The following is a 24,670-nucleotide window of genomic DNA, read 5'->3' as shown; positions in this document are numbered from 1 at the left end:
CCCATCCCCGCAGGGAGGTGGGCACCGGGCGCGGACGCGCGAGGGCGGCTCAGCGCCAGCCGAGGCCGGGCGCCACCTGGGTGATCAGCGACTCCAGCAGGTGGGCGTTGTAGTCGACGCCCAGCTGGTTGGGGACCGTCAGCAGCACCGTGTCGGCGAGCTGCAGCGCCTCGTCGCCGGCGAGCTGGTCGACGAGCACGTCGGGCTCCGCGGCGTACGAGCGCCCGAAGACCGCACGCAGCTGCGGCTCGATCTGGCCGACCTGGTCACGGCTCTCCGCGTCGCCGCCGAAGTACGCCCGGTCGAGGTCGGTGGTGATCGGCATGATCGACCGGCTCACCGAGACCCGCGGCTCCCAGTCGTGGCCGGCGGCCGCCCACTCCTCGCGGAACGCCTCGATCTGGCGGCGCTGCTGCACGTGGAAGGGCTCACCGGTCTCGTCGGCGACCAGGGTGGAGCTCATCAGGTTCATCCCCATGCGGGCGGTCCACCGGACGGTCGCCTCCGAGGCGGCGCCCCACCAGATCCGCTGGCGCAGGCCCGGCGAGTGCGGCTCGACCCGCAGCAGGCCCGGCGGGTTGGGAAACATCGGTCGCGGGTTGGGCTGGGCGAACCCCTCCCCCTTGAGCACCTCGAGGAGCACCTCGGTGTGGCGGCGCGCCATCCCGGCGTGGTCCTCGCCCTCGGCAGGGGCGTAGCCGAAGTAGCGCCAGCCGTCGACGACCTGCTCCGGTGATCCCCGGCTGATGCCGAGCTGGAGCCTGCCGCCCGAGATCAGATCGGCGGCGCCTGCGTCCTCGGCCATGTACATCGGGTTCTCGTAGCGCATGTCGATGACGCCCGTGCCGATCTCGATCCGCTCGGTCTTCGCCCCGACCGCCGCGAGCAGCGGGAAGGGCGAGGCGAGCTGGCGGGCGAAGTGGTGCACCCGGAAGTAGGCGCCGTCGCCACCCAGCTCCTCGGTCGCGACCGCCAGGTCGATCGACTGGAGCAGGTGTCGGCAGCACTGCGCACCTGCGAGTGGGGCGAGTCGGACCAGTGTCCGAAGTTGAGGAATCCCAGCTTCTTCATGGTTGGTTCAACCATCAACCAGTCGCTTTGTTCCCGAGATGTCCCCCGGTCTGGCGGACGCGTCCCGCACGCCGTCAGTCCTGCGTACGACGCTTGAACGCGCGCAACGCCATCGGGGCGACGAGCACCGTGATGCCGATGCACCAGAGCACCGTCGCCAGCACCGGGTGCTGCAGCGGCAGGGCGGCGTCGGAGGCGACCGGCGTGGTGTTGCCCCACAGCTCGCGCACGCCCTGGACCAGCGCGGAGATCGGGTTCCACTCGGCGACCACCCGCAGGACCTCGGGCATCCGCTCGGTCGGGGCGAAGGCGTTGGAGAGGAAGGTCAGCGGGAACATCACGGTGAACATCACGCCGTTGACGGCTTCCACCGACCGCATCGTCGACCCCACCAGGATGCCGATCCAGATCATCGCGAAGGCCCAGAGCACCAGCAGTCCGTAGGCCGTCACCGCGTCGAGCAGCGAGCCGCGGATCCGCCAGCCGACGACCAGCCCGGTGAAGCTCATGACCACGATGCCGAGCGACGAGTGCACCAGGCTGGACAGGCTGCGCCCCACCAGGACGGCCCCGAGGTGGATCGGCAGCGACCGCATCCGGTCGACGATCCCCTTGTCGATGTCGGCGGTGAGCCCGACCGCGACGATGAAGGAGGCGAAGGCCATGGTCTGCGCCATGATCCCGCCGAGCAGCCACTCACGGTAGCCGTCGGCGGCCCCCTGGACCGAGATCGCGCCCCCGAAGACGTACGCGAAGAGCAGCACGAACATCACCGGCTGCAGCGTGACGTCGAGCAGCATCTCCGGCATCCGGCGGATGTGGATCAGGTTGCGTCGGGTGATCGCCCACGACTGCCGGGCCAGCGAGGTGTGCCGGATGGCGGGGCGTTCGAGGGCGGTCATCGCTTCGCCTCCAGGTGGCTCTGGCGGTCGGCCGGTCCGTCGTCGGGCGCACCGTCGTTGCGGTCGTCCTCGGCCCGGCGCCCGGTGAGGTGCAGGAAGACGTCGTCGAGGCTCGGGCGCTGCAGGCCCAGGTCGTCCAGCTCGATGCCGCTGTGCTCGAAGGCAGCCGCGACCGCGGTGACGTCCCCCAGCCCCTGGGCGGGCGACGTCAGCCGGCGGGAGGCCGCCTCGACGTGCACCTCGCTGCCGACCGTGCGCAGCAGCCCCTCGGCCCGCTCGAGGTCCTCGGCGCGCGAGACGGTGACCACCAGCGCCGCCCGCCCCGAGTCGTCCTTGAGCTGGAGCGGGGTGCCCTGCGCGATGATCCCGCCGTGGTCGATCACCACGATCTCGTCGGCCAGCTGGTCGGCCTCCTCGAGGTACTGCGTGGTCAGCAGCAGCGTCGTCCCGTCGTCGACCAGCCCGCGGAGCACGTCCCACAGCTCGACGCGCGAGCGTGGGTCGAGGCCGGTGGTGGGCTCGTCCAGGAAGAGCACGGGCGGCGTCGCCACGAGGCTCACCGCCAGGTCGAGGCGTCGACGCATGCCACCCGAGTAGGTCTTCACGACCCGCTTGGCGGCGTCGGTGAGCGAAAAACGTTCGAGCAGGTCGGCGCCGATGCGACGCACGGTCGCCCGGTCCAGGCCGTAGAGCCGCCCGACGAGCTCGATGTTCTCGGTGCCGGTGAGCAGCTCGTCGACCGTCGCGGTCTGGCCGGTCAGGCCCATCGACCGGCGCACCGCGTCGGGCTCACGGACCACGTCGTGACCGGCCACCCGGGCGGTGCCGCTGGTGGGGCGCGTCAGCGTGGTCATCATCCGCACCGTCGTGGTCTTGCCGGCACCGTTGGGGCCGAGCAGGCCCATCACCGTGCCGCGGGGCACGCTGAAGCTCACCCCGTCGACGGCGACCGTGTCGCCGTAGTGCTTCACCAGGTCGATGGCCTGGATGGCTGGCCCGGCACTCGGATCCGTCATGTCTCCCCCAGTCCGCACGAACGCGTCCGGTTCCCCACCGTACGCCCGGGCGCCGACGGTGCGACAGGGGTTTTTCGGGTGCCCGGGACGGCCCTCGATCGTTCACACAGATGTCACACGAGCGTGACGCGTGTGACGCGCGGCATTCCTAGTGTCTTCCGCAGGGCTCCCTGCAAGGGCCGCCCCGGTCCCCCGTCCACAATGACGTGAGCGGGAGGGCCGGGGCGATTTGCATTTCAGAGGCCTCTCAGGCGCCGTGGCTACGCTGACTTCACGTCGATCGTCGCCATCGAGCCCGGAGGTCCCCCATGCGCAGCTCCCGACGCCGACTCTCCGCGGTGGTCGCGGTCGGCTTGGTGGCGCCCCTCCTCGCCGCGTGCGGCGACACGGAGGGTGACGGCCCCGACGGCGTGCAGACGCCGACCGTCCAGGAGTCGGCCTCCCCCACTCCCTCGCCCACTGCCTCCCCCGACGGGTCGACCAGCGCCGGCGAGCCACGCGTACGCGGTGCGGTCGCCGAGGGCCTGCGGGTGCCGTGGGGCGTCACCTTCCTCGCCGACGGCTCCGCGCTGGTCACCGAGCGCGACTCGTGGAAGGTGCTGCACCTGACCCCGGACGAGGGCCAGGGCAAGGACCGGTCGTGGTCGACCACCGACCTCGGCGTCGTCCGCACCGATCCCGGCCAGGGGCCCAGCGTCGAGGGCGGCCTGCTGGGCATCGCCTCGCTGGCCGAGGCCGGCGTGGAGCGGGTCTTCGTCTACGTCACCACCGGCGAGGACAACCGGGTCCTCACCGCCACCTTCGACGGGGACCGGCTCGGCCCGTGGAAGCCGGTGCTCACCGGGATCCCGCGGGCCGACTACCACGACGGCGGACGGATCGCCTTCGGCCCCGACGGCTACCTCTACGTCTCCACCGGCGACGCCGGCGAGCCCGAGCTGGCGCAGGACGAGACGTCGCTGGCCGGCAAGATCCTGCGGATCACCGCCGAGGGGCGCCCCGCCCCGGACAACCCCTTCGGCCGCTCCCCGGTCTACTCGATCGGCCACCGCAACGTGCAGGGGCTGGCGTGGGACGACCAGGGACAGCTGTACGCCAGCGAGTTCGGCGCCGACTCCTTCGACGAGCTCAACCGGATCGAGGCCGGGGCCAACTACGGCTGGCCGCAGGTCGAGGGGATGGCCCGGGGCGGGGAGGGCCGCGGGCTCACCGACCCGGTGGCGGTCTGGAGCACCGACGAGGCCTCCCCCTCCGGGCTGGCCTGGGCCGACGGCTCGTTCTGGCTCGGCGCACTCCGCGGCCAGCGGCTGTGGCAGGTCACGGTCGACGGCGACGAGGTCGACAGCACGGCCCACTTCGTCGGCGAGTACGGCCGGATGCGCACCGTCGTCGCGGCCGAGGACGGCCTCTGGGTCACCACCTCCAACCACGACGGGCGCGGCGACCCGGCGCCCGACGACGACCGGATCCTGCGCGTACGCCGGTGACCCGGCCCGCGGTCAGGAGGCCGGGACCCGCTGCACGACGGCGCGGCGGGCGGCCCGGCGCAGCGTGCTGAGCACGGCGGGCCCGACCAGCGCGATCATCAGCCCGTTGGTCACGGCTCGGCCGGTGTCCCAGCCGCCCGTCGAGGTGACCAGCGTGTAGAGGCCGAAGCGCTTGAGGTTCTCCAGCAGCGGCGCCCCGGAGACGAAGGAGAGCTCGGTCGCCTCGTAGCCGGGCACCTCGATGCCCAGCGCCAGCGGCCAGCCCCACAGGTTCATCAGCAGGCCGTAGGCGTAGGCCGCCAGCACCCCGTAGACGACCAGCATCGCCACCTCGGCGCGACCGCGCGGACGGCGCGGCAGCAGGCCGGCGCCCATCCCGACCCAGCCGGCCACCAGCATCTGGAAGGGGCCAGGGCCCGATGCCGGCGGTGAAGAGGGCCGAGACGAAGAGCGACGTGCAGCCGAGGACGAAGCCGAAGGCCGGCCCGAAGACCCGCCCCGCCAGCACCATCAGGAAGAAGATCAGCTCCACCCCGGCGACGCCGGCACCGAGCCCGCGCAGCACGCCGTTGATCGCCGAGAGCAGCCCCAGGAGCGCCAGCGTGCGGGCGTCCATGCCGCCCTCGGTCATCTCGGCCAGCACCATCACCAGCAGCAGCGGCAGCAGCGCCACGAAGAGGAAAGGTGGGTCGACCCGGGCCCCGTCGGCCGGGGCGTCGAGGATCAGCGGCCAGCCCAGCATCATCAGGCCGACCACCGAGACCAGCACGAGCACCAGCGCCGAGCGCGGCCCGATCCGCATCCGCGGGTCGGGCACGTGCAGCGCCTCCCCCGCCCGGGTCGAGGTCGTGCTCACGCCAGGCTCCCCTGCAACGCCTTCTCGACCTCGGCCACCTTCAGCCACGGCGGGCCCAGCACCTTGGTCACCTGCGGCGCGAAGGAGGGCGACTCAGCCACCACCTCGCGGGTCGGGCCCGAGGAGACGACCTCACCCTCGGCGAGCACCACGACGCGGTCGCAGGTGAGCGCCACGAACTCGACGTCGTGGGTGGCCACCAGCACGGCGTGGCCCTCGCCGGCCAGCTCACGCAGGATCGTCGACAGCGCCGCCTTGCCCGGGTAGTCCAGGCCGCGGGTCGGCTCGTCGAGCAGCAGCACGGCGGGGCGGGTGGTCAGCACGACGGCGACCGCCAGCGCCAGCTTCTGCCCCTCGGAGAGGTCGCGCGGGTGGCTCTCGTCGTCCAGGCCGGGCACGAGCCGGTCGAGCAGCGCACGACAGGTCCCGGGCTCGGCGTCGGCGGCTGCGTCGGCGGCCACGCACTCCTCGGAGACGCTCTCCAGGTAGAGCAGGTCGGCGGCGCTCTGCGGCACCATCCCGGTCAGTGTCCGACGCTCGTCGCGGGCCACGGCGTGCGGGTCACGCCCGGCGTTGAGCAGCGTCCCGCCGACGCGGGCCAACCGTCCCTGCAGCGTCCACAGCAGGGTCGACTTGCCGGCGCCGTTGCGTCCCATCAGCGCCGTCACGTGGCCGGCGTGCAGGGCCAGGTCGACGCCGTCGAGCACCGGTGTCGTGCGGTGCGCGACGGAGAGCCCGCGGGCCTCGAGCACGGCGTGCCGTGGGCGCGGGCTGGTCGGTGGGCGCGGTCGCAGGCACCTCGAGGGCCTCCGCGAGGGGCGTACGCAGCGCAGCAGCCCGCCGGCGCGCCTCGCGGACGGTGAGGGGCAGCGGGCTCCAGCCGACCGAGCGGCCCAGGTCGACCAGCGGCGGCGCGATCGGTGAGCGCTCGAGCACCACCTGCGGCACGTCGACCTCGACGGTGCCGTCGCCGCGCACCAGGACCATCCGGTCGGCGAAGGGGACGACGCGCTCGATGCGGTGCTCGGCCAGCAGCACCGAGACGCCGAGGTCGTGGACCAGGCGGGTGAGCGTGGCGAGCACGTCCTCGGCAGCGGTCGGGTCGAGGGCCGAGGTCGGCTCGTCGAGCACCAGCAGCCGCGGATGCATCGTCAGCACGGCGCCGATCGCGACGCGCTGCTGCTGCCCGCCCGACAGGGTGCGCAGGTCGCGGTGGCGCAGGTCGGCGATGCCGAGCAGGTCAAGGGTCTCCTCGACACGGCGGCGCATGGTGGCGGCCGGCAGGCCGAGCTGCTCCATGGCGTAGGCCAGCTCCTCCTCCACCGTGTCGGTGACGAACCAGGCGGCCGGGTTCTGGCCGACGAAGCCGATCCGTCCGGCACGCTCCCGGGCCGGCAGGTGGAGGATGCTCTCGCCGTCCCAAGTGACGTCACCGCGCAGCGTGCCGCCGGAGTAGGTGGGCACCAGCCCGGTGACGACACCGAGCAGCGTCGACTTGCCCGACCCGGTGGGGCCGGCGAGGAGGACGAGCTCGCCCTCCTCGATCTCGAGGTCGACCCCGGCCAGGACGGGTTGGTCGTCGTAGCCGAACTCGATGCCACGCAGTGCGATCACGACGGTCCTTCCTCTCTGGTGGGGCTGGCGGTGGGGTGTGGGTGCTGGCGGGCTGGCGGGTGGTCACCGTCAGGGGCGGTGGCGCCGCGAGCAGCGGCACCAGTGCGACCAACGGTGCCAGCAGCGCCGTCAGGGTCAGCGTGGGCACCCCGGTCACGCCCGGGTGGGCGACGGTCATGGTCGAGGTCGCGACCCACCACACGCCGGTCGCGGCCACGACGCCGCTGGCGGCGATCGCGATCTCCGGGCCCTGCCAGCGGTCGGGGCGGTAGCGGGTGCGTCGGACCCGACGCCCCGCGCTCGTCATGCCGGCCACGGCGCAGGCCGCTCCCACGGCCAGCATCGGGAGTCCGAGCCAGCGGGGGGTGGTCCGGTCGAGGAAGCCGTAGACACCGACGCAGGTGCCGATGAGGGCGGCGACCATCAGGGTGCCGGTGACCACGCGCGTACGCCGGTCGAGGTCGCCGGAGCGGCCGTAGCCGCGGGCGTCCATGCCGGCGGCCAGCCCGAGCGAGCGGTCGAAGGCGTCCTCGAGCACCGGCACGAGCAGGCGGCGCATCCCTCGGATCCGGCCCTCCACGCCGCCGCGCAGCTCCTGCGCGTGCTTGACGCGGCGCGCGCTGTCGACGAGCTGCGGCAGCACCGAGACGGCGACGACGAGGGCGCTGCCGATCTCGTAGAGCGCGGGCGGCAGGGTCTTGAGCAGCCGCTTGGGGTTGGCGAGCGCGTTGGCGGCACCGAAGGCGACCAGGATGGCGGCGAGCTGGAGTCCGTCGTACAGCCCGGCGAGCACCTGCTCCCGCGTCACCGGCCCGAGCAGCTGGATGCCCGCCGCCCAGTGCGGCAGCGGGATCGTCGGCAGGTGGAGCATGACGTGGCCCTGGTCGGTGCCGCCGAGCAGCACGCGGAAGAAGATCCGGATCACGACCGTGAGCACCGCGAGCCACAGGTAGAGCTTGAACGAGCGGGCCCACGTGCCGTCACCACGGCAGCTCACCACGACCAGCCAGGTCACCGCGATGAGCAGCGCCAGCAGCAACGGGTTGGTGGTGCTGGAGGCCGCCGCCGCGACGCCGGCCGCCCACATCCACCACGCCACCGGGTGCAGCTCACGGGGGAACCGCACCCGGCGGGCGGGGGCATGGCCCCGGGCGTGTGCTGTGGCGTCGGCGACGACGGTCATGACCGCGCTCAGACCTGCCGTCGACGGACGAGGACGACGGCGACGCCGGCGCCCAGGAGGACCAGCACGACCACGGGCGCGACCCAGCCGGGCAGACCCGTGACGTCGTCGTCGGCGACGGTCACGGTGTCCTCGGGGCCGGCCGTGATCTGGTCGGCTGGGAGGTCGGGGTCGACCGAGAAGGTCTCCCCGGGGTCGGCTCGTCGGCGCTCGGCGAGGCGCTGTTGGTGGGTGACGCGGAGGCCGAGGCGGTCGGCGTGCCGGAGGCAGTGGCGTCCGGGGCTCCCGGGACGTTCGTCGGCGCTGCGGTCGGGGCGGGGCCGGACGTGCTGCCGCCGCCCTTCTTCGTCGGGGCCGGCTTCGGCGCGGGCTTCCGGCTGGGGGCCGGCTTCTTCGTTGGCTCGGTGCGCGAGACCGGCACGGTGGAGGGCGGCTGGGCCTTGCCGCTGCCCTGGTGCCATGAGAAGGCGAGGTAGGCGCCGTCGGGGATCTTGAGGGCGTCGACGCCCAGCGAGGCGTAGACCCACGAGCCGCCCTTGCCGTCGGCCCACCACAGGCTCCAGTACGCGTCCGGCGGTGCGGCGTCGACGCACGGGTCGGAGGCGGGCAGGCCGTTGACCCGGCAGACGAAGCTGGGCGCCTTGGTGGCAGTGGTCAGCGTGTAGCCCGCGGCGGTGAACAGCCCCCGGGCGCGCCCGCCGTCGGGTGCGCACCCGGCGGTCACCCCCTCCCCGAGCTCGGCGAAGTCGACGACCACGGTGACGCCCGAGGCGCCGCTGCACGCCGCCGCGTGGGCGGGTGCGGGGGCCAGCAGGCCGACGCCCGCCGCCGCACCCACGAGGAGTGCGGCGACGGACCCGGCGAGACGCCTCCGGGGGGAGGTCGGGCTCATCGCACCCGGATCTTCGCGGTGCCCGTACGCGTGGCGTACTGCCCCTGGACGGCCACCCTCGCAACGCCCCGGGCCTTGCCGACCTTGACGGTGCGGACCAGGACGCCCTTGGCGTTGGCGGTGCCGGTGGCGACCTTCTTGCCGCGGACCTTGACGGTCACCCTCTCGCCGCGGGCCAGGCCCTTGACGGTGACCTTGACCTTGGCGTTGCGCTTGACCTGCTTCTTGGCGAGGCTCACCTTGAGCTTCTTCTTGCCGAGCACGGTGACCGTGCCGGTGACGCTGCTGGTGCCGGTGGCGGTCGCCGTACGCAGCGTCACGCTGCGGGTGCCCGCCTTGAGGGTGGCGACAGCCTTGAGGGCCGAGCCGGTGCCGACGAGGGTGCGGGTGCCGACGGCACCGCTGAGGCAACCGCGCTCACCGGCGGCGAGGCCGGTGACGGTGAAGGTGACCTTCGAGCCCGCCTTGGCGAACCGGGGCGCGGTGACCTTGTCCTTGGCGCTGGTGGCGGGCGCCGAGGCGAGACCTGCCAGGCCCTGGGCGCCGGCAATGATCCACTGCACGCGGTCGAGCGGGTCGGCGATGCCGTCCTTGCGGCCGGCGGCGAGCGCCTCGTCGCTGTAGGCGATGGCGCCGGTCTCGGGGGCCAGCTTGCCGTCGCAGGCCCCGACGACCTGACGGGCGCGCAGCCAGGTCGCGGCCTTCGTCGCCCGAGCGGTGTCACCGAGCTCGGCGAGCGCCCAACCGCCCAGGCCGGTGCTGTTGGCGTTGGCTCCGTTGTCAGTGCTGCCGAAGCCACCGTCGGCCGCCTGCTGGGCGGCCAGCCAGGTCTTCGCGTCGGCGAGCGCAGCGGTCACGTCGGCGTCGGGCGACTCGATGGCCGCCAGCTGCAGGGCGACCAGCGCGGTCACGTCCGGGCCGTCGGCGTCGACCGCGCCGGAGGCGCCGTCGCAGGTCTGGTCGGCCGCGGCCTTGTCCTTGGTGAAGTCGAGGCGGAAGAAGCCCGCGTCGCACTGCTGGAGCAGCAGGTAGTCGGTCGCCTCGTCGGCCAGGCTCGATCCGGCGGCGGTCAGCGCACGGGCGGCGAACGCCTGGCCGATGCTGTTGGCGTAGTCGCCCCAGGCGGAGAGGTCCTCGATGCGCCCCGTGGAGGCACCCGTGGTGATGACCCTGCCCTCGACCTGGGCCTGCAGGTCGCGGCCTCCGAAGGTGCGCGGGTCGCGTCCCTGGCTGACCGCAAGGGTCATCGCCTTGGCCGAGGAGCCGGCGTACACGTCGCCCCAGGGCGCGGTGTAGTCGCCGACCTGCGCTGCGATCGCGTCGGTGATGCGGGTGACGGTCGCGGCGTCGCCCCCCACGGCGTCCAGGGAGAGCGCGAGGTCGACGCTGCTGCCGTAGTCGGTGAACGTCTGGGTCTCACCCTTGTCGTCGGCGTACGCCCCGGTGAGCAGTCCGTCACCGTTGAGGTTGCCCGTCATCCACGTCCCGGCGAGCTGCGCCGGGGAGGAGTCGGTGGCCGCCTGGGCCGGCACCTGCCCCAGGCCGGTGACGACGAGGGCGGTGGCCGCGACGAACGCGGCGCGGGTGCGCGTGCTGCGAAGCATGTCAGTCCTTCCCGCTGCACCAGCGGGAACACTCCGTCATGGAGTCGAACCCGCTGCTTTCCACGACAGCGTGTGTTGTTCGGACGCGTCGTCACAGGCGTTCCGGCTCGCACGGATCTCTCCGTGCCCACGGTTGCGGGTCAGCGCCGGACTTGGACCGGCTTTCCCCGTGACGGGCGTGCAGGTGTCGCGGCGGTCGCCACGAAGGCAGCACTGTACCCCCGATCGGGTCCGCCGCCGACTTGTCGTCCCCCCCAACGAGAACTGCCGAGTTGATGCGGCCGGCACCGGGGTGTCGGGGCATCAGCTCGGCAGTTGCGGACCGCAGGGGTCAGGGCGTGCGTACGCCGTGGGTCAGGACAGCTTCTCGATGATCAGCTCGCGCACGCGGCCGGCGTCGGCCTGCCCGCGCATCTCCTTCATCACCGCACCGATGAGGGCACCGGCCGCAGCGACCTTGCCGTCACGGATCTTGTCGGCCACGTCGGGGTTGGCCTCGATCGCCTTGTCGACGGCAGCCGAGAGGGCGCCGTCGTCGGAGACCACGGCCAGGCCGCGCTTCTCGACGACCTCCTCGGGCGAGCCCTCGCCCGCGAGGACGCCCTCGATGACCTGGCGAGCCAGCTTGTCGTTGATCGTCTTCGCGTCGACGAGCGCCTGGATCTTCGCCACCTGCGCGGGAGTGATGCCCAGCTCGCTGATCTCGACGCCGCTCTCGTTGGAGCGACGGGCCATCTCGCCGAGCCACCACTTGCGGGCGGCCTGCGGGGCGCACCCCTCGGCGACCGTCTGCTCGACGAGGCCGAAGGCGCCGGCACCGATGGTGTCGCGCATCTCCAGGTCGGTGAAGCCCCAGTCGGCCTGCAGGCGGGCCCGCTTGACGGTCGGGTTCTCCGGCAGGGTGCCGCGCAGCTCCTCGACCCACTCGCGCGACGGGGCGACGGGCACCAGGTCGGGCTCGGGGAAGTAGCGGTAGTCCTCGGCGTCGGACTTCTCGCGACCCGACGTGGTGACGCCGGTGTCCTCGTGCCAGTGGCGGGTCTCCTGGAGGATCGAGCCGCCGTCGGTGAGGATCGCCGCGTGGCGCTGGATCTCGTAGCGCACCGCCCGCTCGACCGAGCGCAGCGAGTTGACGTTCTTCGTCTCGGTGCGGGTGCCGAGCTTCTCGGCGCCCTTGGGGGCGAGCGAGAGGTTGACGTCGGCGCGGATCGAGCCCTGGTCCATGCGGGCGTCGGAGACGCCGAGGGCGACGATCAGGTCGCGCAGCTGGGCGACGTACGCCCGGGCGACGGCAGGTGCCTTGGCCCCGGCGCCGGTGATCGGCTTGGTGACGATCTCGATGAGCGGGATGCCGGCACGGTTGTAGTCGACGAGCGAGTAGTCGGCCCCGTGGATGCGGCCGGTGGCGCCACCGACGTGCAGCGACTTGCCGGTGTCCTCCTCCATGTGGGCGCGCTCGATCTCCACGCGGAAGATCTCGGGCTCGCCGTCGTCACCCTCGATGGTGACGTCCATGTAGCCCTCGAAGGCGATCGGCTCGTCGTACTGCGAGGTCTGGAAGTTCTTCGGCATGTCCGGGTAGAAGTAGTTCTTCCGGGCGAAGCGGCACCACTCGGCGATCTCGCAGTTGAGCGCCAGGCCGATGCGGATGGCGGCCTCGACGGCCTTGCCGTTGACGACCGGCATGGCGCCGGGCAGGCCCAGGCAGGTCGGGCAGACCTGCGTGTTGGGCTCGGCGCCGAACTCGGTCGGGCAGCCGCAGAACATCTTGGTGTTCGTGCTGAGCTCGACGTGGACCTCGAGGCCCAGCGCCGGGTCGAACGCGGCGAGTGCCTCGTCGAAGGTCTTCAGCTTGGCGGTCGCGGCGCTCATGCGCTGACCCCTTCCAGCTCGGGGGCGCGGTCGAGCAACGGACCGCCCCAGTTCTTCTCCAGCGCGGCCTCGAGGGCGGCGCCGACGCGGTAGAGCCGGACGTCCTCGGTCGCCGGCGCCAGGATCTGGAAGCCCGACGGCAGGTCGTCCTCGTCGGCCAGGCCGTTGGGCAGGCTGATGCCGGGCACGCCGGCCAGGTTGGCCGGGATGGTCGCGAGGTCGTTGAGGTACATCGCGATCGGGTCGTCGAGCTTCTCGCCCAGCTTGAAGGCGGTGGTCGGCGAGGTGGGGCTGACCAGGACGTCGACCTGCGCGAAGGCGGCCTCGAAGTCCTGGGTGATCAGCGTGCGGACCTTCTGCGCCTGGCCGTAGTAGGCGTCGTAGTAGCCGCTCGAGAGGGCGTACGTGCCGATGATGATGCGGCGCTTGACCTCGTCTCCGAAGCCCGCGTCACGCGAGGCGCGCATGACGTCCTCGGCGCTCGGGTCGCCGTCGGGGGTGACCCGCAGGCCGTAGCGCATGGCGTCGAACTTGGCGAGGTTGGAGGACGCCTCGCACGGCATCACCAGGTAGTAGGTCGCCAGCGCGTGCACGAAGTTGGGGCACGACACCTCGACGACCTCGGCGCCGGCGGCGCGCAGCAGGTCGAGCGACTCGTCGAAGCGGGCCTGGACGCCGGGCTGGTAGCCCTCGCCCTGGAGCTCGCGGATGACGCCGACCTTGAGGCCGCTCAGGTCACCGGCGGCACCCTGGCGGGCGGCGTCCGCGAAAGCGGGCACGGGCGCGTCGATCGAGGTCGAGTCGAGCGGGTCGTGGCCGCCGATCAGCTCGTGGAGCAGCGCCGAGTCGAGCACGGTGCGGGTGACCGGGCCGACCTGGTCGAGCGAGTTGGCCATCGCGACGAGGCCGTAGCGCGAGACGCCGCCGTAGGTCGGCTTCACGCCGACCGAGCCGGTCACGGCCGCGGGCTGGCGGATCGAGCCGCCGGTGTCGGTGCCGAGCGCGAGCGGCGCCTCGAAGGCGGCCACCGCGGCCGCCGAGCCACCACCGGAGCCGCCCGGGATGCGGGTCTGGTCCCAGGGGTTGCGGGTCGGGCCGTAGGCGGAGTGCTCGGTGGAGGAGCCCATCGCGAACTCGTCCATGTTGGTCTTGCCGAGGATCGGGAGGCCCGCCTCCTTCAGCTTCTTCACCACGGTCGCGTCGTAGGGCGGGATCCAGCCCTCGAGGATCTTGGAGGCCACGGTCGTCGGGACGCCCTCGGTGGCGAGCACGTCCTTGACCGCGATCGGCACGCCGTCGAGGTACGAGGCGGGGGTGCCGGCGGCACGGCGCTCGTCGGAGGCCTTCGCCTGGGCGAGCGCGCCCTCGGCGTCGACGTGGAGGAAGGCGTGGATGCCGGCGTCGGCGTTGCCGTCGACGGCGGCGATGCGGTCGAGGTGTGCCTGCGTCAGCTCGACGCTCGTCACCTCACCGGCGGCGAGGGCCTGGGCCAGCTCGTCGGCGGTCTTGCGGGTCCAGTCGGTCACTGCTCGTCTCCCAGGATGCGCGGAACCATGAATCGCTGCTGCTCGCTCGCCGGGGCGGCGGCCAGCGCCTGCTCGGCGGTGAGGCCGGGGCGTACGACGTCCTCACGGAAGACGTTCGTCAGCGGCAGCGGGTGCGAGGTGGGCGGCACGTCGGCACTCACCACGTCGCTCAGCGAGGCGACCGACTCGAGGATCACGTTCAGCTGCGGAGCGAGGTGGTCGAGTTCGGCGTCGGAGAGGTCGATCCTGGCCAGGTTGGCCAGGTGCGCGACCTCGTCGCGGGTGATCTCGGGCAATGGTTTTCCTAACCTACGAAACGAGGGATCCTGCGTCCGCTGATCGGCGTACGGACGAGGTCACGCCCCATCCTATTGACCCGGTCGATGCGTCCACGGTGTGGGACCCGGACGTACGCTCGTCCCTCCGACGAGAGGGAGACGATGACCCGCACCCGAGCACCGCGCCCGGCGCCCGCGCGCCGCCGTCGCGCCCTCTCCACGGGTGCGGCGTTGGTGGCACTGACGCTGCTGGGTGCTTGCTCGGCCGTGGACGACGCCGTCGACGAGGTGGACGGCGTCAGCAGCGCCGACGTCCCCTCGCGCTACGTGGCGCTCGGCGACTCCTTCACGGCCGCTCCGTTCGTGCCCGACGCGGTGGAGGCCGAGGGCTGCTACCGCTCGACCAGCAACTATCCGTCGCTGGTCGCGGCCGCACTGCGCGACGCCGCCGGCAACCAGCCGGGCCCGGAGCTCGTCGACGTGAGCTGCTCGGGCGCGGACACCACGCACATGACGAGGCCGCAGACGACGGTGCTGCAGCAGCGGGTCGCGCCGCAGTTCGACGCGCTGACCCCGGAGACCGACCTGGTCACGATCGGGATCGGTGGCAACGACTTCGACGTCTTCGGCACGCTGACCGGCCGCTGCCCCCAGCTCGCCGTGCGCGACCCGCAGGGCTCGCCGTGCCGGGCTGCGCTGCGTCGCGGCGGACGCGACACGTTGCTGTCGGCGCTGGGGCGTACGCAGCAGGGTGCGCGCGGTCGTCGAGGAGGTGCGCGAGCGCAGCCCGCAGGCGCGAATCGTGCTCGTCAACTACCCGCAGCTGACGCCCGAGAAGGGCTGCGAGTCGCTGCTGCTGGCGCGTGGGGACAACGCGTACGCCCGTCAGGTCGCCGAGCGCCTCGACCGGGCGCTGCGCCAGGCCGCGAAGGCGACCGACGTGGAGCTGGTCGATCTGTGGAAGGCCAGCGAGGGCCACGAGATCTGCTCCGACGAGCCGTGGGTCAACGGACCGGAGACGGACTTCTCGCGGGCGCTGCAGTTCCACCCGTTCGCGGAGGGCCAGCAGGCGGTCGCGGGGTTGGTGCTGGAGGCGCTGGGCTTCTGAGGGTGCCCAGCGCTCAGTCGCCGAGCCCGGCAGGTCCCTCCTCGAGAAGGGTCACGAACTGGTCCTCGTCAAGAATGCGCAGGCCGAGCTGCTCGGCCTTGTCGGCCTTGGAGCCGGCGTTCTCCCCCACCACGACGTAGTCGGTCTTCTTCGACACCGAGCCGGCGGCCTTGCCACCGCGGGCGATGATCGCCTCCTTGACGGAGTCGCGGGTGAAGTTGACCAGCGACCCGGTGGCGACGACGGTCAGGCCTTCGAGGGTGCGCGGGACTGACTCGTCGCGCTCGTCGGCCATGGTGACGCCGGCCGCGGCCCACTTGTCGACGATGCCGTTGTGCCACTCGGCCTCGGGGCCGTCGAACCACTCGCGGACGGAGGCGGCGATGATCCCGCCGACGCCCTCGGTCCCGGCCAGGGTCTCCTCGTCCGCCGCCCGGATCGCCTCCATCGTGCCGAACTCGGTGGCCAGCGCCCGGGCCGCGGTCGGGCCGACGTGCCGGATCGAGAGAGCGACCAGCACCCGCCACAGCGGGGCGTGGGTGCGGACCTTCAGGTTGTCGAGGAGCTTGCGGCCGTTGGCGGTGAGCTGACGCCCCTCCTCCCCCTTCTTCGCGGCGCGGGTGAAGAGCCCGGTGCGCAGGAGGTCGTCCTCGGTGAGCGCGAAGACGTCGCCCTCGTCGGTGAGGACCCCGGCGTCGAGCAGGGCGCGGGCCGCTTCGTAGCCGAGTCCCTCGATGTCGAAGGCGCCGCGGGAGCCGACGTGGAAGACGCGCTCCATCAGCTGCGCGGGGCAGGAGCGGTGGTTGGGGCAGCGCCGGTCCTTGTCGCCGGCCTTCTGCTCGACCAGCTCGGTGCCGCAGGCCGGGCAGTGCGTCGGGGGCACCCACTCGGGCAGGCCCTCGGGACGCAGCTCGGGGACGGCGCCGAGGATCTCGGGGATGACGTCGCCGGCCTTGCGCAGGATGACGGTGTCGCCGGGGCGGACGTCCTTGCGCTTGACCTCGTAGAAGTTGTGCAGGGTGGCCATCTCGACGGTGGAGCCGGCCACCTTGGTGGGCTCCATCCGGCCGAACGGGGTGACGCGTCCGGTGCGGCCGGTGTTGACCTCGATGCCGAGCAGCTTGGCGTGCACCTCCTCCGGCGGGTACTTCCACGCGATCGCCCAGCGCGGGCGCGGCTGGTGGAGCCGAGGCGACGCTGGGGAGGCGACGTCGTCGACCTTGACCACGACGCCGTCGATCTCGTGCTCGACCTCGTGGCGCCGCTCGCCGTAGTCGACGATGAACTCGCGGACCGACTTCAGGTCAGGGAGCACGCGCACGCGGTCGGAGGTCGGCAGGCCCCACGCCGCCAGGGCCTCGTACGCCTGGGACTGGGTCTTCGGCTCGAACCCCTCACGGGCACCGATGCCGTGGCAGACCATGCCGAGGGCTCGGGTCGCGGTGACGCGCGGGTCCTTCTGGCGCAGCGAGCCGGCGGCGGCGTTGCGCGGGTTGGCGAAGGCAGGCTTGCCGGCGTCGAGCATCGAGGCGTTGAGCCGCTCGAAGGCCTCGACCGGCAGGAAGACCTCGCCGCGTACCTCCACGCGACGCGGCACCGGGAACTCGTCGGTGCCGGTGAGCCGGTGCGGGATGGAGTCGATGGTGCGGACGTTGGGCGTGACGTCCTCGCCCGTACGCCCGTCGCCGCGGGTGAGGGCCCGGACCAGGCGGCCGTCCTCGTACAGGATGTTGATCGCGAGGCCGTCGACCTTGAGCTCGCAGAGCAGGGCGGGCGAGGTGATGCCGTCGCGCACGATGCGGTCGTACCAGCTCGTCAGCTCCTCCTCGGTGAAGGCGTTGTCGAGCGACTCCATGCGCTGGAGGTGGTCGACGGAGGTGAACTCCGTGGAGACCGCTCCCCCGACCTTCTGCGTCGGGGAGTCGGGCGTGCGGAGCTCGGGGAACTCCTCCTCGAGCGCCTCGAGCTCGCGCATGCGGGCGTCGAAGTCAGCGTCGGAGAGGGTCGGCCGGTCCTGCACGTAGTAGCGGAAGCGCGCCTCCTCGACCTCCTCGGACAGGACCTGGTGGCGCTCGCGCGCCTCGGGCGTCGCCGCCTTCACCTCGTCACCACTCATGGGGTCCATCCTGCCCGGCTGCGCCGACAGTATTCGAGAGACCTCCCGCGGGAGGGAGGCGTACATCTCTTTCCTGTACAGGATGTCCGACCATCTGCCTCACGGCGGGGAGCGAGCACCTAGCATGCAGAAGGCCGCACTCGGCCGTCTCCACCTTTGACCGAGGACATCGATGAGCACCTCCCTCCCCGACTCCGGCGCCTCCGCAGCCGGCGTCAGCCTGCGCAAGGCGCTGGTCCTGATCTCCGTCGTCCAGCTGATGCTCGTGCTCGACGCGACCATCACCAACATCGCTCTGCCGCACGTCGCGCGCGACCTGGACCTCAGCCAGTCCGCGTTGACCTGGATGGTGACGGCGTACGCCCTCACCTTCGGTGGTCTGCTCATCCTCGGTGGTCGCCTCGGCGACATGCTCGGGCGACGTCGCACGTTCACCATCGGCCTGGTCATCTTCGGCACCGCGTCGCTGCTCGGCGGCTTCGCGACCGAGGGCTGGATGCTGCTCTTCGCCCGCGGTCTGCAGGGCGTGGGCGCCGCGCTCGCCTCGCCCGCCGCGCTGGCCCTGATCGCCACCAACTTCCCTGCCGGCCCGCCGCGCAACAAGGCGATGGGCGTCTACGCCGCCATGTCCGGCATCGGCGCCGCGATGGGACTGCTGGTGGGTGGCTGGCTGACCGGCATCGACTCGATCTTCGGCCTGGAGGTCACCGGCTGGCGCCTCACCCTGCTGATCAACGCCCCGATCGGCTTCGTCGCCGCGCTGCTGGCGCCGCGCTGGCTGGCCGAGTCGGCCCGCAACCGCAACCCGCTCGACATCCCGGGCGCGCTGACCGGCACGCTCGGCATGTTCGCGCTGGTCTACGGGCTCACCAAGGCCGGCGACGCGGACGGCGGCTGGACGCACCCGGAGACGATCATCTTCAGCCTGCTCGGCATCGCCCTCATCGTGGTCTTCATGGTCATCGAGAAGCGCGTGGAGCACCCGCTGCTGCCGCTGCGCATCATCAAGGACCGCACCCGTGGCACCTCGTTCGCCGCGATGCTCTTCGCCTCGATGGCGATGATGTCGATGTTCTACTTCAACGGCCAGTTCGTGCAGCGGATCGTCGGCTACGAGCCCTTCAAGGCCGGGCTGGCGTTCCTGCCGTTCTCGATGTCGGTCATGGTCGGCACGATCGTCGCCTCGCAGCTGGTGACGCGCTTCTCGATCCGGTGGATCACCGGCGCCGGCACCCTGTTCGCCGCGGGCGGCCTCTTCGGCTTCTCGTTCTACACGGTCGACGACTCCCCCGCCCACGCGGTCGCTCGTACGCTGGCCGGCGAGGGCGTCGGCGGCGACTCGTTCACCTACCTCGCCGACCTCTTCCCGTTCCTGGCACTGATGGGCCTGGGCATGGGTCTGGTCTTCGTGCCGATGACGCTCACCGCGATCCACAACATCAAGGACGAGGACCAGGGCGTCGGCTCGTCGGTGCTCAACACGGTCACCCAGATCGGTGGCGCCTTCGGCCTCGGACTGCTCAGCACCGTGTCGTTGCACTTCATCAACGACCGCTCCGAGGCGGTGACGCCGGAGGTACGCAGCCTGCTCGAGGCCCGCGGCATCGACCCGGACGCGGTGGTGCCGGGGGCCGGGCAGTCGATGCTCGACACGGTCCTCTTCCAGACCTCGTTCACCGAGGGCGCAACCGCCGCCTTCATGGCCGCCGCCGGCCTGATGATCGTGGCCTCGATCGTGATGGTGTCGTTCATGCGCGTGCAGCCCGAGGAGCTCGGCCAGGTGCGCAAGCGCCGCGGTGGCGAGGAGGAGGCTGCGCCGGAGACGGCTGCGGTCTGACCTGAGCTGGTGCGAGGGGCCCCGGGCGGTTGCCCGGGGCTTCTTGTCTTTCGCCGCGAGACAGCCGACGGGCCCTCCTTCGGCCCACTAGGTTCGGTCCATGACTGAGCCGATCACTCCTCAGCAGCTGGCGCGCGACCTGGGAGTCAGCGACAGAACCATTCGTCAGTGGCTGCGTGCCCAGGGCTGGCAGTCTGTCCCCTACGCGCGCTGGCAACTCACGACCGAACAGGCTGCTCAGGTGCGCGAACACTTCCGTGGCTGACACCCGACGGGTCCGACGGCCCCGGCAGGTCACCAAGACTCTCCGTGGTCAGTCGTGGTCAGGAGCGTCAGCTCTGCCCGGTCGGCGAGCAGCGAGGGCGCCCACAGCCAGCGTGGCCGCGAGACCCCCGAGACCACTCACGGCGATCCAGAAGTGCGCCACCATCCTGAGGTTTGTCGCCCGCGTGGCCATTCCGTAGGTCTCTGCCTCGTCGAAGCCGACCCCCCCCACTACCAGGCGACGCCGATGGCACCGAAGGCAGCCACCCAACCGAACACGTGCTGCGTCGCCCTGAGCCATGGCGCGCGACGCGCTCCCCCACTCGACCCGACTGTGACTGCTTCTCGGTGATCGCTCACCCGGCCATACGTTCCTGCTGCAGCAAGGACAGGAAAGAGCCAACCGAAGTGGCCGGGCTCTTCCTCGATTCCCGCCCAGTGGAGGAGCAGCACCAACGCAACGCCGCCAATCAGGAACGTTGCGTAGAACTGGGCGAGGCTTTTCCACAAGGGCACGAGCGCACTGTAGGTCGCTTTGCTCCCGCCGACCGCGGAACCGGGCCGTCCCTGACTCGACGGATAACGGGTGGCCGGCCCACCTCCGCCGTGCCAGACTCACCGACTTCGTGCGACGAAGAGGAGTGGGCATGCAGGTGGGACGAGTAGGAGCAGCATTCGCGGTGAAGGACCCGTCGGCAGCCGGCGCCTGGTTCGACCAGCACCTCGGCTTCCGGGTCGTGGCCGACCTGGGGTGGTACGCCAGCACCCAGCACCCTGACCACACGGCGCTGGCCGTCGACTTCGTGAAGCACGACCACGACACCTGGGTCGAGCAGTCGGCCGGACTCCAAGGAGCGATGCTCGCCCTGGAGGTCTCGGACGTCGATGCGGAGCACGCCCGGCTCGCGGAGGGCGGAGCCACGGTGCTCAAGGAACTGGTCACTGAGCCGTGGGGGCAGCGCCGCGTGCAGCTGGCCGGGCCAGAGGGGCTCGTCATCGAGCTGGTGCAGCCGGTGGCTCCGGACCCCGAGTGGATGGCGGCCCAGGGCCTCCCCACCTGAGCGGCCCCCTTCCACGGAGGGCCCACGAGGTCTTGACTGACTGGGCGCGAGGTGACGAGATGTCCGGATCCCCCGCCTGGGTCGACCTGTACTGGCTGCCGCTGGGCGCCGGCGGCCGCTTCGTACGCCGCAACGGACGGGCGTACGAGTGGTGGGTGTCGCGCCGTGAGCACCGGCCTGCGCTCGACCTCTACCACTGCGCCCTGGTGGTGCACGCTGACGCGACCACGTACGCGGTCGAGATGGGGCCGGTGTGGAACGTGCCTGCCGGTGAACGGGGCGTCGTCTGCGAGGGCCCGGTCGGGGCCAGGTGGCTCGGCCGGTTCCGGGCGTTCCGCTACGAGGTGAGGTGCTGGCCGGACGGCACAATCCCTGACCTCGCCGAGGCGGTGGAGAGCCCCGTCCGCACCACCGACGACCCGAGTCAGGTCGCTGCGGTGCTCCGCGTCCTGCGCGAGGTCCCGCCGCTGATCTGGGGCAGGGACGAGCTCGGGGCGGGCGAGATGTGGAACTCCAACTCGATGGTCGCCTGGGTGCTGGCGCGGTCCGGCCACGTCATGGAGACGCTCACTCCGCCGGCGAACGGGCGACTGCCCGGGTGGTCCGCGGGCCTGGCGCTCGCCGCGCGCCAGAGTTGAGCGAAACCTGAGGGACGCTGACGGGCGGTCACACCTCCAGGCCCCGGAAGGTCACCACCACTCCCCCGTGGTCGCTCAACCGAGCACCGTCGACGACGTTGTTCCAGCCTTCGACGTACGTCGCGTGCCTCATGCTCGACCTTGACGCGGCGACGTGGTCGATCGGGGATGCTCCAGCGCGTCCGGGGCGAACCGGTCAGTCGTGGTCAGGCACGTCAGTTCTGCACCGTCCAGCGCCTCGGTGAGCAACCGGCGACATGCGTGAGTGCCGTAGTAGTGCCGGCCGCCGAGGTCCTGGTTGAGGTCGCCAGCCACGACCACCGTGGCGTCCGGAAATTGTCGACGCAGGGCCGCCCACTCCCTCCCCTGCCCCGGCACGACACGGGCGAACTCCTCCCACCCCTTGGCCGGGCGGTTCGGGTGGGGTCCGACGTCGCCGTTCCAGGGCAGGACCGTCCCGTACGCGACGACCTCACCTGCGGTGCCACCGTCCAGCCGGGCGGCGACACTCCTACCCGGATCGGCGGTGGGCAGGCGCTCGATGACGGGGAGCGCGGTCCAGAGCGTCACCCAGCGACCGCCCGGGATCTCATCGCGATGCTCCGAGTGGATCGGCCGGTGTGTGGCTGACAGGTCGAGGTGGTCATGGGTCTCCGTGAGGACCCAGAGGTGCGCCGCACGGTCCGTCAGCAGGTCGAGTCGGCGGCGGTTCTTCTCGACGCCACGGCCGTACTCGACGTTCCACGTACCGACGCGGAGGTCACGTCCGAAGTCGGTCATCACCGTCGCAGACTAGGGCAGGACGCCGTCCGTGGCCATCACCGAAAGCGTTGCACCTGAGCCTCACCGCCCTGCTCGACGCGTCGAGGCGGGGCGCCGCGCGGGCGCGCAACGGTCGACGCTGCACGCCTCTGAAAAGGACCTTGGACCCTCTTGACTACATACCCCCCGGGGGTATGTTGGAACCATGACGAACCACGGCCACCACCACCACGCCGACTCCACGACGGACCTGGTCACTGACCCCGTGTGCGGCATGCAGGTCGACCCGACCACCGCCGAGCACGTGGACCACCACGGCGACAGGTTCCACTTCTGCTCGTCCGGCTGCCGCGACAAGTTCCTCGCCGCGCCGCAGCAGTTCATCCACGCACAAGGCCCGGAGTCCCAGGCAGCGTCCCCGGCGCCGCCCCCGACCTCCGAGGTGGTCGAGTACACGTGCCCCATGCACCCCCAGATCCGCCAGGACGGCCCGGGCACCTGTCCGATCTGCGGCATGGCGCTCGAACCGGTCCTCGCCACCGCCGACGCCGGCCCCTCCGCCGAGCTGCGCGACATGACCCGTCGTTTCTGGATCGGCGTCGCCCTGTCGCCCCGTCGTCGTCCTGGGCATGGGCCGCGATTTCGTCCCGTGGCTGCACGACAACGTCGCCGCGTCGACGTCCGCCTGGTTGCAGCTGCTGCTCGCCACCCCGGTCGTGCTGTGGGCCGGCTGGCCGTTCCTGACCCGAGGGTGGACCTCGGTGCGGACGCGGCAGCTCAACATGTTCACGCTGATCGCCATGGGGACCGGCGTCGCCTGGTTGTTCTCCGTCGTGGCGACGGTCGCGCCGGGCATCTTCCCCGAGGCGTTCCGTGAGGACGGGGTGGTCGAGGTCTACTTCGAGGCCGCCGCCGTCATCACCACGCTCGTCCTGCTCGGACAGGTCCTCGAGCTGAGGGCGCGGGAGGCGACCTCCGGCGCCATCAAGGCGCTCCTCGACCTCTCGCCCAAGACCGCACGCCGCGTCCGCGAGGACGGCACCGACGAGGACGTGACGCTGGACCAGGTCGTCATCGGTGACCTGCTCCGCGTACGCCCCGGCGAGAAGATCCCGGTGGACGGGCGCGTCGAGGACGGCAGGTCTGCCGTCGACGAGTCCTTGGTGACCGGCGAGTCGATGCCGGTGAGCAAGCACGTCGGGGACGAGGCCATCGGCGGCACGCTCAACCAGACCGGTGCGCTGCTCGTGCGCGCCGGCGCCGTCGGGCACGACACCATGCTGGCTCGCATCGTCAGCATGGTGGCCGAGGCACAGCGCTCGCGCGCACCCATCCAGCGGACGGTCGACAAGGTGTCCGCGGTGTTCGTGCCGAGCGTGATCGGCGTCGCCGTGCTCGCCTCCATCGTCTGGGCCGTGGTGGGCCCTGAGCCCAGGTTGGCCCACGCGCTCCTGGTCGCCGTCAGCGTGCTGATCATCGCCTGCCCCTGTGCGCTGGGCCTGGCCACGCCCATGTCGATCATGGTCGGCGTCGGACGTGGCGCCCAGCTGGGCGTGCTCATCAAGAACGCCGAGGCACTCGAGCGGATGGAGAAGGTCGACACGGTCGTGGTCGACAAGACGGGGACCCTCACGGAGGGCCGACCCGCGGTCGTCGCCGTCGAGACCGCCGAAGGGACCGGCCTCTCCCCTGCCAACCTCCTGCGCCTCGCCGCAGCCGTGGAGAACGCCTCGGAGCACCCCTTGGCCCGCGCCATCGTGGAGGGAGCCAAGGAGGGCAGGTTCGCCGCGTACGACGCCCGCCTGCCCGAGGTGAGCGACTTCGACGCCCCTGCCGGCAAGGGTGTCGTCGGCACCGTCGAGGGGCACTCCGTGGCGATCGGCACGGCAGGTTTCCTCAACGACCGGGGCATCGACGCCACCGACCTGGACGCCGAGGCCGATGAGCTGCGGCGCACCGGGGCGACGGCGGTCCTCGTCGCCGTGGACGGCACCCTCGCCGGGGTCGTCGGGATCGCCGACCAGGTCAAGGAGAGCACCCCGGCAGCCCTGGCTGCGCTGCGCGAGGAGGGCATCGAGGTCATCATGCTCACCGGCGACAACGCGGTCACCGCCGGCGCCGTGGCCGCCCGACTCGGGATCGACCGGGTCGAGGCAGAGGTCCTCCCGGCCCACAAGGCTGACGTGGTCAACCGGCTCCGGGCCGAGGGACGCGTGGTGGCCTTCGCGGGCGACGGCGTCAACGACGCCCCGGCCCTCGCTGCCGCTGACGTGGGCCTGGCCATGGGCACCGGCACCGACGTGGCCATCGAGTCGGCGGGTGTCACCCTCCTGCGCGGCGACCTCACCGGGATCGCCTCGGCTCACCGGCTCTCGCACGCGGTCATGGGCAACATCCGTCGGGGGCTCGTCCTCGCGTTCGGCTACAACGTCGCGGGCATCCCCATCGCGGCGGGCGTGCTCTACCCCGTCTTCGGGTGGCTGCTGTCGCCGGTGATCGCGGCGGCTGCCATGGCCCTGTCGTCGGTCAGCGTCATCGTCAACGCGCTGCGGCTGCGGGTCCAGCGGCTGACCTGAGGGGCGC

General features: G+C 71.9%; 18 protein-coding genes and 4 pseudogenes. 9 read left to right on the top strand and 13 right to left on the bottom strand.

Features of this window, described 5'->3' with window-relative positions; genetic code table 11:
- Nucleotides 1–49 precede the first annotated feature (49 nt).
- The 3 genes from E2C04_RS05775 to E2C04_RS05765 form a co-directional block, all read right to left on the bottom strand.
- Entirely contained in the window at nucleotides 50–928 is an 879-nt protein-coding gene (locus E2C04_RS05775; protein WP_238694443.1) for an LLM class flavin-dependent oxidoreductase, read from the bottom strand.
- Nucleotides 929–1,145: 217 nt separating this feature from the next.
- Entirely contained in the window at nucleotides 1,146–1,973 is an 828-nt protein-coding gene (locus E2C04_RS05770) for an ABC transporter permease (RefSeq protein WP_135831897.1), read from the bottom strand.
- Nucleotides 1,970–2,989 carry an ATP-binding cassette domain-containing protein gene (locus E2C04_RS05765; RefSeq protein ID WP_135831896.1) on the bottom strand — a complete coding sequence of 340 codons (1,020 nt, stop codon included), beginning with the start codon at nucleotides 2,987–2,989 and terminating at the stop codon, nucleotides 1,970–1,972. Before E2C04_RS05765 ends, E2C04_RS05770 begins: the two co-directional genes overlap by 4 nt.
- A 308-nt stretch (nucleotides 2,990–3,297) precedes the next feature.
- Here E2C04_RS05765 and E2C04_RS05760 point away from each other — a divergent pair, with 308 nt between their 5' ends.
- The gene (locus E2C04_RS05760) at nucleotides 3,298–4,476 is read left to right on the top strand and encodes a PQQ-dependent sugar dehydrogenase (protein WP_135831895.1); all 1,179 of its coding nucleotides are present in this window, start codon (nucleotides 3,298–3,300) and stop codon (nucleotides 4,474–4,476) included.
- A 12-nt stretch (nucleotides 4,477–4,488) separates the two neighbouring features.
- Here E2C04_RS05760 and E2C04_RS19360 read toward each other — a convergent pair whose 3' ends face one another.
- The 8 genes and pseudogenes from E2C04_RS19360 to gatC form a co-directional block, all read right to left on the bottom strand.
- The gene (locus E2C04_RS19360) at nucleotides 4,489–4,875 is read right to left on the bottom strand and encodes a hypothetical protein (RefSeq protein WP_238694442.1); all 387 of its coding nucleotides are present in this window, start codon (nucleotides 4,873–4,875) and stop codon (nucleotides 4,489–4,491) included.
- A 453-nt stretch (nucleotides 4,876–5,328) separates the two neighbouring features.
- Nucleotides 5,329–6,946: pseudogene (locus tag E2C04_RS21840) on the bottom strand (ABC transporter ATP-binding protein).
- A gap of 481 nt (nucleotides 6,947–7,427) precedes the next feature.
- Nucleotides 7,428–8,129 (bottom strand): annotated as a pseudogene (locus E2C04_RS21835) (CbiQ family ECF transporter T component); the annotation flags it as partial.
- Nucleotides 8,130–8,250: 121 nt separating this feature from the next.
- Nucleotides 8,251–9,021, bottom strand: coding sequence for a hypothetical protein (locus tag E2C04_RS05735; protein WP_135831892.1), 771 nt, complete (start codon nucleotides 9,019–9,021; stop codon nucleotides 8,251–8,253).
- A complete protein-coding gene (locus E2C04_RS05730) occupies nucleotides 9,018–10,625 on the bottom strand; it encodes a prenyltransferase/squalene oxidase repeat-containing protein (RefSeq protein ID WP_135831891.1) in 1,608 nt (535 codons plus the stop codon). Before E2C04_RS05730 ends, E2C04_RS05735 begins: the two co-directional genes overlap by 4 nt.
- A gap of 354 nt (nucleotides 10,626–10,979) precedes the next feature.
- Complete coding sequence (gatB, locus tag E2C04_RS05725; protein ID WP_135831890.1) at nucleotides 10,980–12,497, bottom strand: Asp-tRNA(Asn)/Glu-tRNA(Gln) amidotransferase subunit GatB; 1,518 nt, start codon at nucleotides 12,495–12,497, stop codon at nucleotides 10,980–10,982.
- Nucleotides 12,494–14,023 carry an Asp-tRNA(Asn)/Glu-tRNA(Gln) amidotransferase subunit GatA gene (gatA, locus tag E2C04_RS05720; protein ID WP_135831889.1) on the bottom strand — a complete coding sequence of 510 codons (1,530 nt, stop codon included), beginning with the start codon at nucleotides 14,021–14,023 and terminating at the stop codon, nucleotides 12,494–12,496. Before gatA ends, gatB begins: the two co-directional genes overlap by 4 nt.
- The gene (gene gatC / locus E2C04_RS05715; protein ID WP_135831888.1) at nucleotides 14,020–14,319 is read right to left on the bottom strand and encodes an Asp-tRNA(Asn)/Glu-tRNA(Gln) amidotransferase subunit GatC; all 300 of its coding nucleotides are present in this window, start codon (nucleotides 14,317–14,319) and stop codon (nucleotides 14,020–14,022) included. Before gatC ends, gatA begins: the two co-directional genes overlap by 4 nt.
- Nucleotides 14,320–14,406: 87 nt before the next feature.
- Between gatC and E2C04_RS21830 the strand changes: the two are divergent.
- Nucleotides 14,407–14,928, top strand: a pseudogene (locus tag E2C04_RS21830) (GDSL-type esterase/lipase family protein); the annotation flags it as partial.
- 64 nt (nucleotides 14,929–14,992) lie between these two features.
- Nucleotides 14,993–15,409, top strand: a complete 417-nt coding sequence (locus tag E2C04_RS20725) for a GDSL-type esterase/lipase family protein (protein ID WP_170213531.1) — start codon at nucleotides 14,993–14,995, stop codon at nucleotides 15,407–15,409.
- A gap of 13 nt (nucleotides 15,410–15,422) precedes the next feature.
- On the opposite strand, the gene ligA is transcribed toward E2C04_RS20725, so the two are convergent.
- Nucleotides 15,423–17,525, bottom strand: coding sequence for an NAD-dependent DNA ligase LigA (ligA, locus tag E2C04_RS05705; RefSeq protein ID WP_238694440.1), 2,103 nt, complete (start codon nucleotides 17,523–17,525; stop codon nucleotides 15,423–15,425).
- A 172-nt stretch (nucleotides 17,526–17,697) separates the two neighbouring features.
- Here ligA and E2C04_RS05700 point away from each other — a divergent pair, with 172 nt between their 5' ends.
- The 4 genes from E2C04_RS05700 to E2C04_RS05685 all read left to right on the top strand — a co-directional run bounded on the left by E2C04_RS05700 (nucleotide 17,698) and on the right by E2C04_RS05685 (nucleotide 21,325).
- Entirely contained in the window at nucleotides 17,698–19,362 is a 1,665-nt protein-coding gene (locus E2C04_RS05700; protein ID WP_135831885.1) for an MFS transporter, read from the top strand.
- A gap of 100 nt (nucleotides 19,363–19,462) precedes the next feature.
- Nucleotides 19,463–19,627: a YfeC-like transcriptional regulator gene (locus E2C04_RS05695; RefSeq protein WP_135831884.1), complete on the top strand. Its 165-nt coding sequence runs from the start codon at nucleotides 19,463–19,465 to the stop codon at nucleotides 19,625–19,627.
- Between the two features lie 646 nt (nucleotides 19,628–20,273).
- Nucleotides 20,274–20,687, top strand: coding sequence for a VOC family protein (locus E2C04_RS05690; protein ID WP_135831883.1), 414 nt, complete (start codon nucleotides 20,274–20,276; stop codon nucleotides 20,685–20,687).
- A gap of 59 nt (nucleotides 20,688–20,746) precedes the next feature.
- Nucleotides 20,747–21,325 (top strand): hypothetical protein, encoded by a 579-nt coding sequence (locus tag E2C04_RS05685; protein ID WP_135831882.1) that lies wholly within the window; start codon nucleotides 20,747–20,749, stop codon nucleotides 21,323–21,325.
- 129 nt (nucleotides 21,326–21,454) lie between these two features.
- On the opposite strand, the gene E2C04_RS05680 is transcribed toward E2C04_RS05685, so the two are convergent.
- Nucleotides 21,455–22,105, bottom strand: a complete 651-nt coding sequence (locus E2C04_RS05680) for an endonuclease/exonuclease/phosphatase family protein (protein ID WP_135831881.1) — start codon at nucleotides 22,103–22,105, stop codon at nucleotides 21,455–21,457.
- 187 nt (nucleotides 22,106–22,292) lie between these two features.
- Here E2C04_RS05680 and E2C04_RS22260 point away from each other — a divergent pair.
- A pseudogene (locus tag E2C04_RS22260) lies at nucleotides 22,293–22,583 on the top strand (YHS domain-containing protein); the annotation flags it as partial.
- A gap of 133 nt (nucleotides 22,584–22,716) precedes the next feature.
- On the top strand, nucleotides 22,717–24,663 hold the full coding sequence (locus E2C04_RS05675) for a copper-translocating P-type ATPase (protein ID WP_275106562.1): 1,947 nt from the start codon (nucleotides 22,717–22,719) through the stop codon (nucleotides 24,661–24,663).
- Nucleotides 24,664–24,670: the final 7 nt, after the last annotated feature.

Origin of the sequence: Nocardioides daphniae (assembly GCF_004777465.1) — a bacterium.
Taxonomy (GTDB): Bacteria; Actinomycetota; Actinomycetes; order Propionibacteriales; family Nocardioidaceae; genus Nocardioides; species Nocardioides daphniae.
Note: the sequence above shows the minus strand (reverse complement) of the source record. Positions and strands in the feature narration are given on the sequence as shown.

What these genes read in the sequence shown, in the direction of transcription:
- E2C04_RS05770 (WP_135831897.1), bottom strand. Translation starts at nt 1,973, where the DNA reads ATGACCGCCCTCGAACGCCCCGCCATCCGGCACACCTCGCTGGCCCGG.
- E2C04_RS05765 (WP_135831896.1), bottom strand. Translation starts at nt 2,989, where the DNA reads ATGACGGATCCGAGTGCCGGGCCAGCCATCCAGGCCATCGACCTGGTG.
- E2C04_RS05760 (WP_135831895.1), top strand. Translation starts at nt 3,298, where the DNA reads ATGCGCAGCTCCCGACGCCGACTCTCCGCGGTGGTCGCGGTCGGCTTG.
- E2C04_RS19360 (WP_238694442.1), bottom strand. Translation starts at nt 4,875, where the DNA reads ATGCTGGTGGCCGGCTGGGTCGGGATGGGCGCCGGCCTGCTGCCGCGC.
- E2C04_RS05735 (WP_135831892.1), bottom strand. Translation starts at nt 9,021, where the DNA reads ATGAGCCCGACCTCCCCCCGGAGGCGTCTCGCCGGGTCCGTCGCCGCA.
- E2C04_RS05730 (WP_135831891.1), bottom strand. Translation starts at nt 10,625, where the DNA reads ATGCTTCGCAGCACGCGCACCCGCGCCGCGTTCGTCGCGGCCACCGCC.
- gatB (WP_135831890.1), bottom strand. Translation starts at nt 12,497, where the DNA reads ATGAGCGCCGCGACCGCCAAGCTGAAGACCTTCGACGAGGCACTCGCC.
- ligA (WP_238694440.1), bottom strand. Translation starts at nt 17,525, where the DNA reads ATGAGTGGTGACGAGGTGAAGGCGGCGACGCCCGAGGCGCGCGAGCGC.
- E2C04_RS05700 (WP_135831885.1), top strand. Translation starts at nt 17,698, where the DNA reads ATGAGCACCTCCCTCCCCGACTCCGGCGCCTCCGCAGCCGGCGTCAGC.
- E2C04_RS05695 (WP_135831884.1), top strand. Translation starts at nt 19,463, where the DNA reads ATGACTGAGCCGATCACTCCTCAGCAGCTGGCGCGCGACCTGGGAGTC.
- E2C04_RS05690 (WP_135831883.1), top strand. Translation starts at nt 20,274, where the DNA reads ATGCAGGTGGGACGAGTAGGAGCAGCATTCGCGGTGAAGGACCCGTCG.
- E2C04_RS05685 (WP_135831882.1), top strand. Translation starts at nt 20,747, where the DNA reads ATGTCCGGATCCCCCGCCTGGGTCGACCTGTACTGGCTGCCGCTGGGC.
- E2C04_RS05680 (WP_135831881.1), bottom strand. Translation starts at nt 22,105, where the DNA reads ATGACCGACTTCGGACGTGACCTCCGCGTCGGTACGTGGAACGTCGAG.
- E2C04_RS05675 (WP_275106562.1), top strand. Translation starts at nt 22,717, where the DNA reads ATGGGCCGCGATTTCGTCCCGTGGCTGCACGACAACGTCGCCGCGTCG.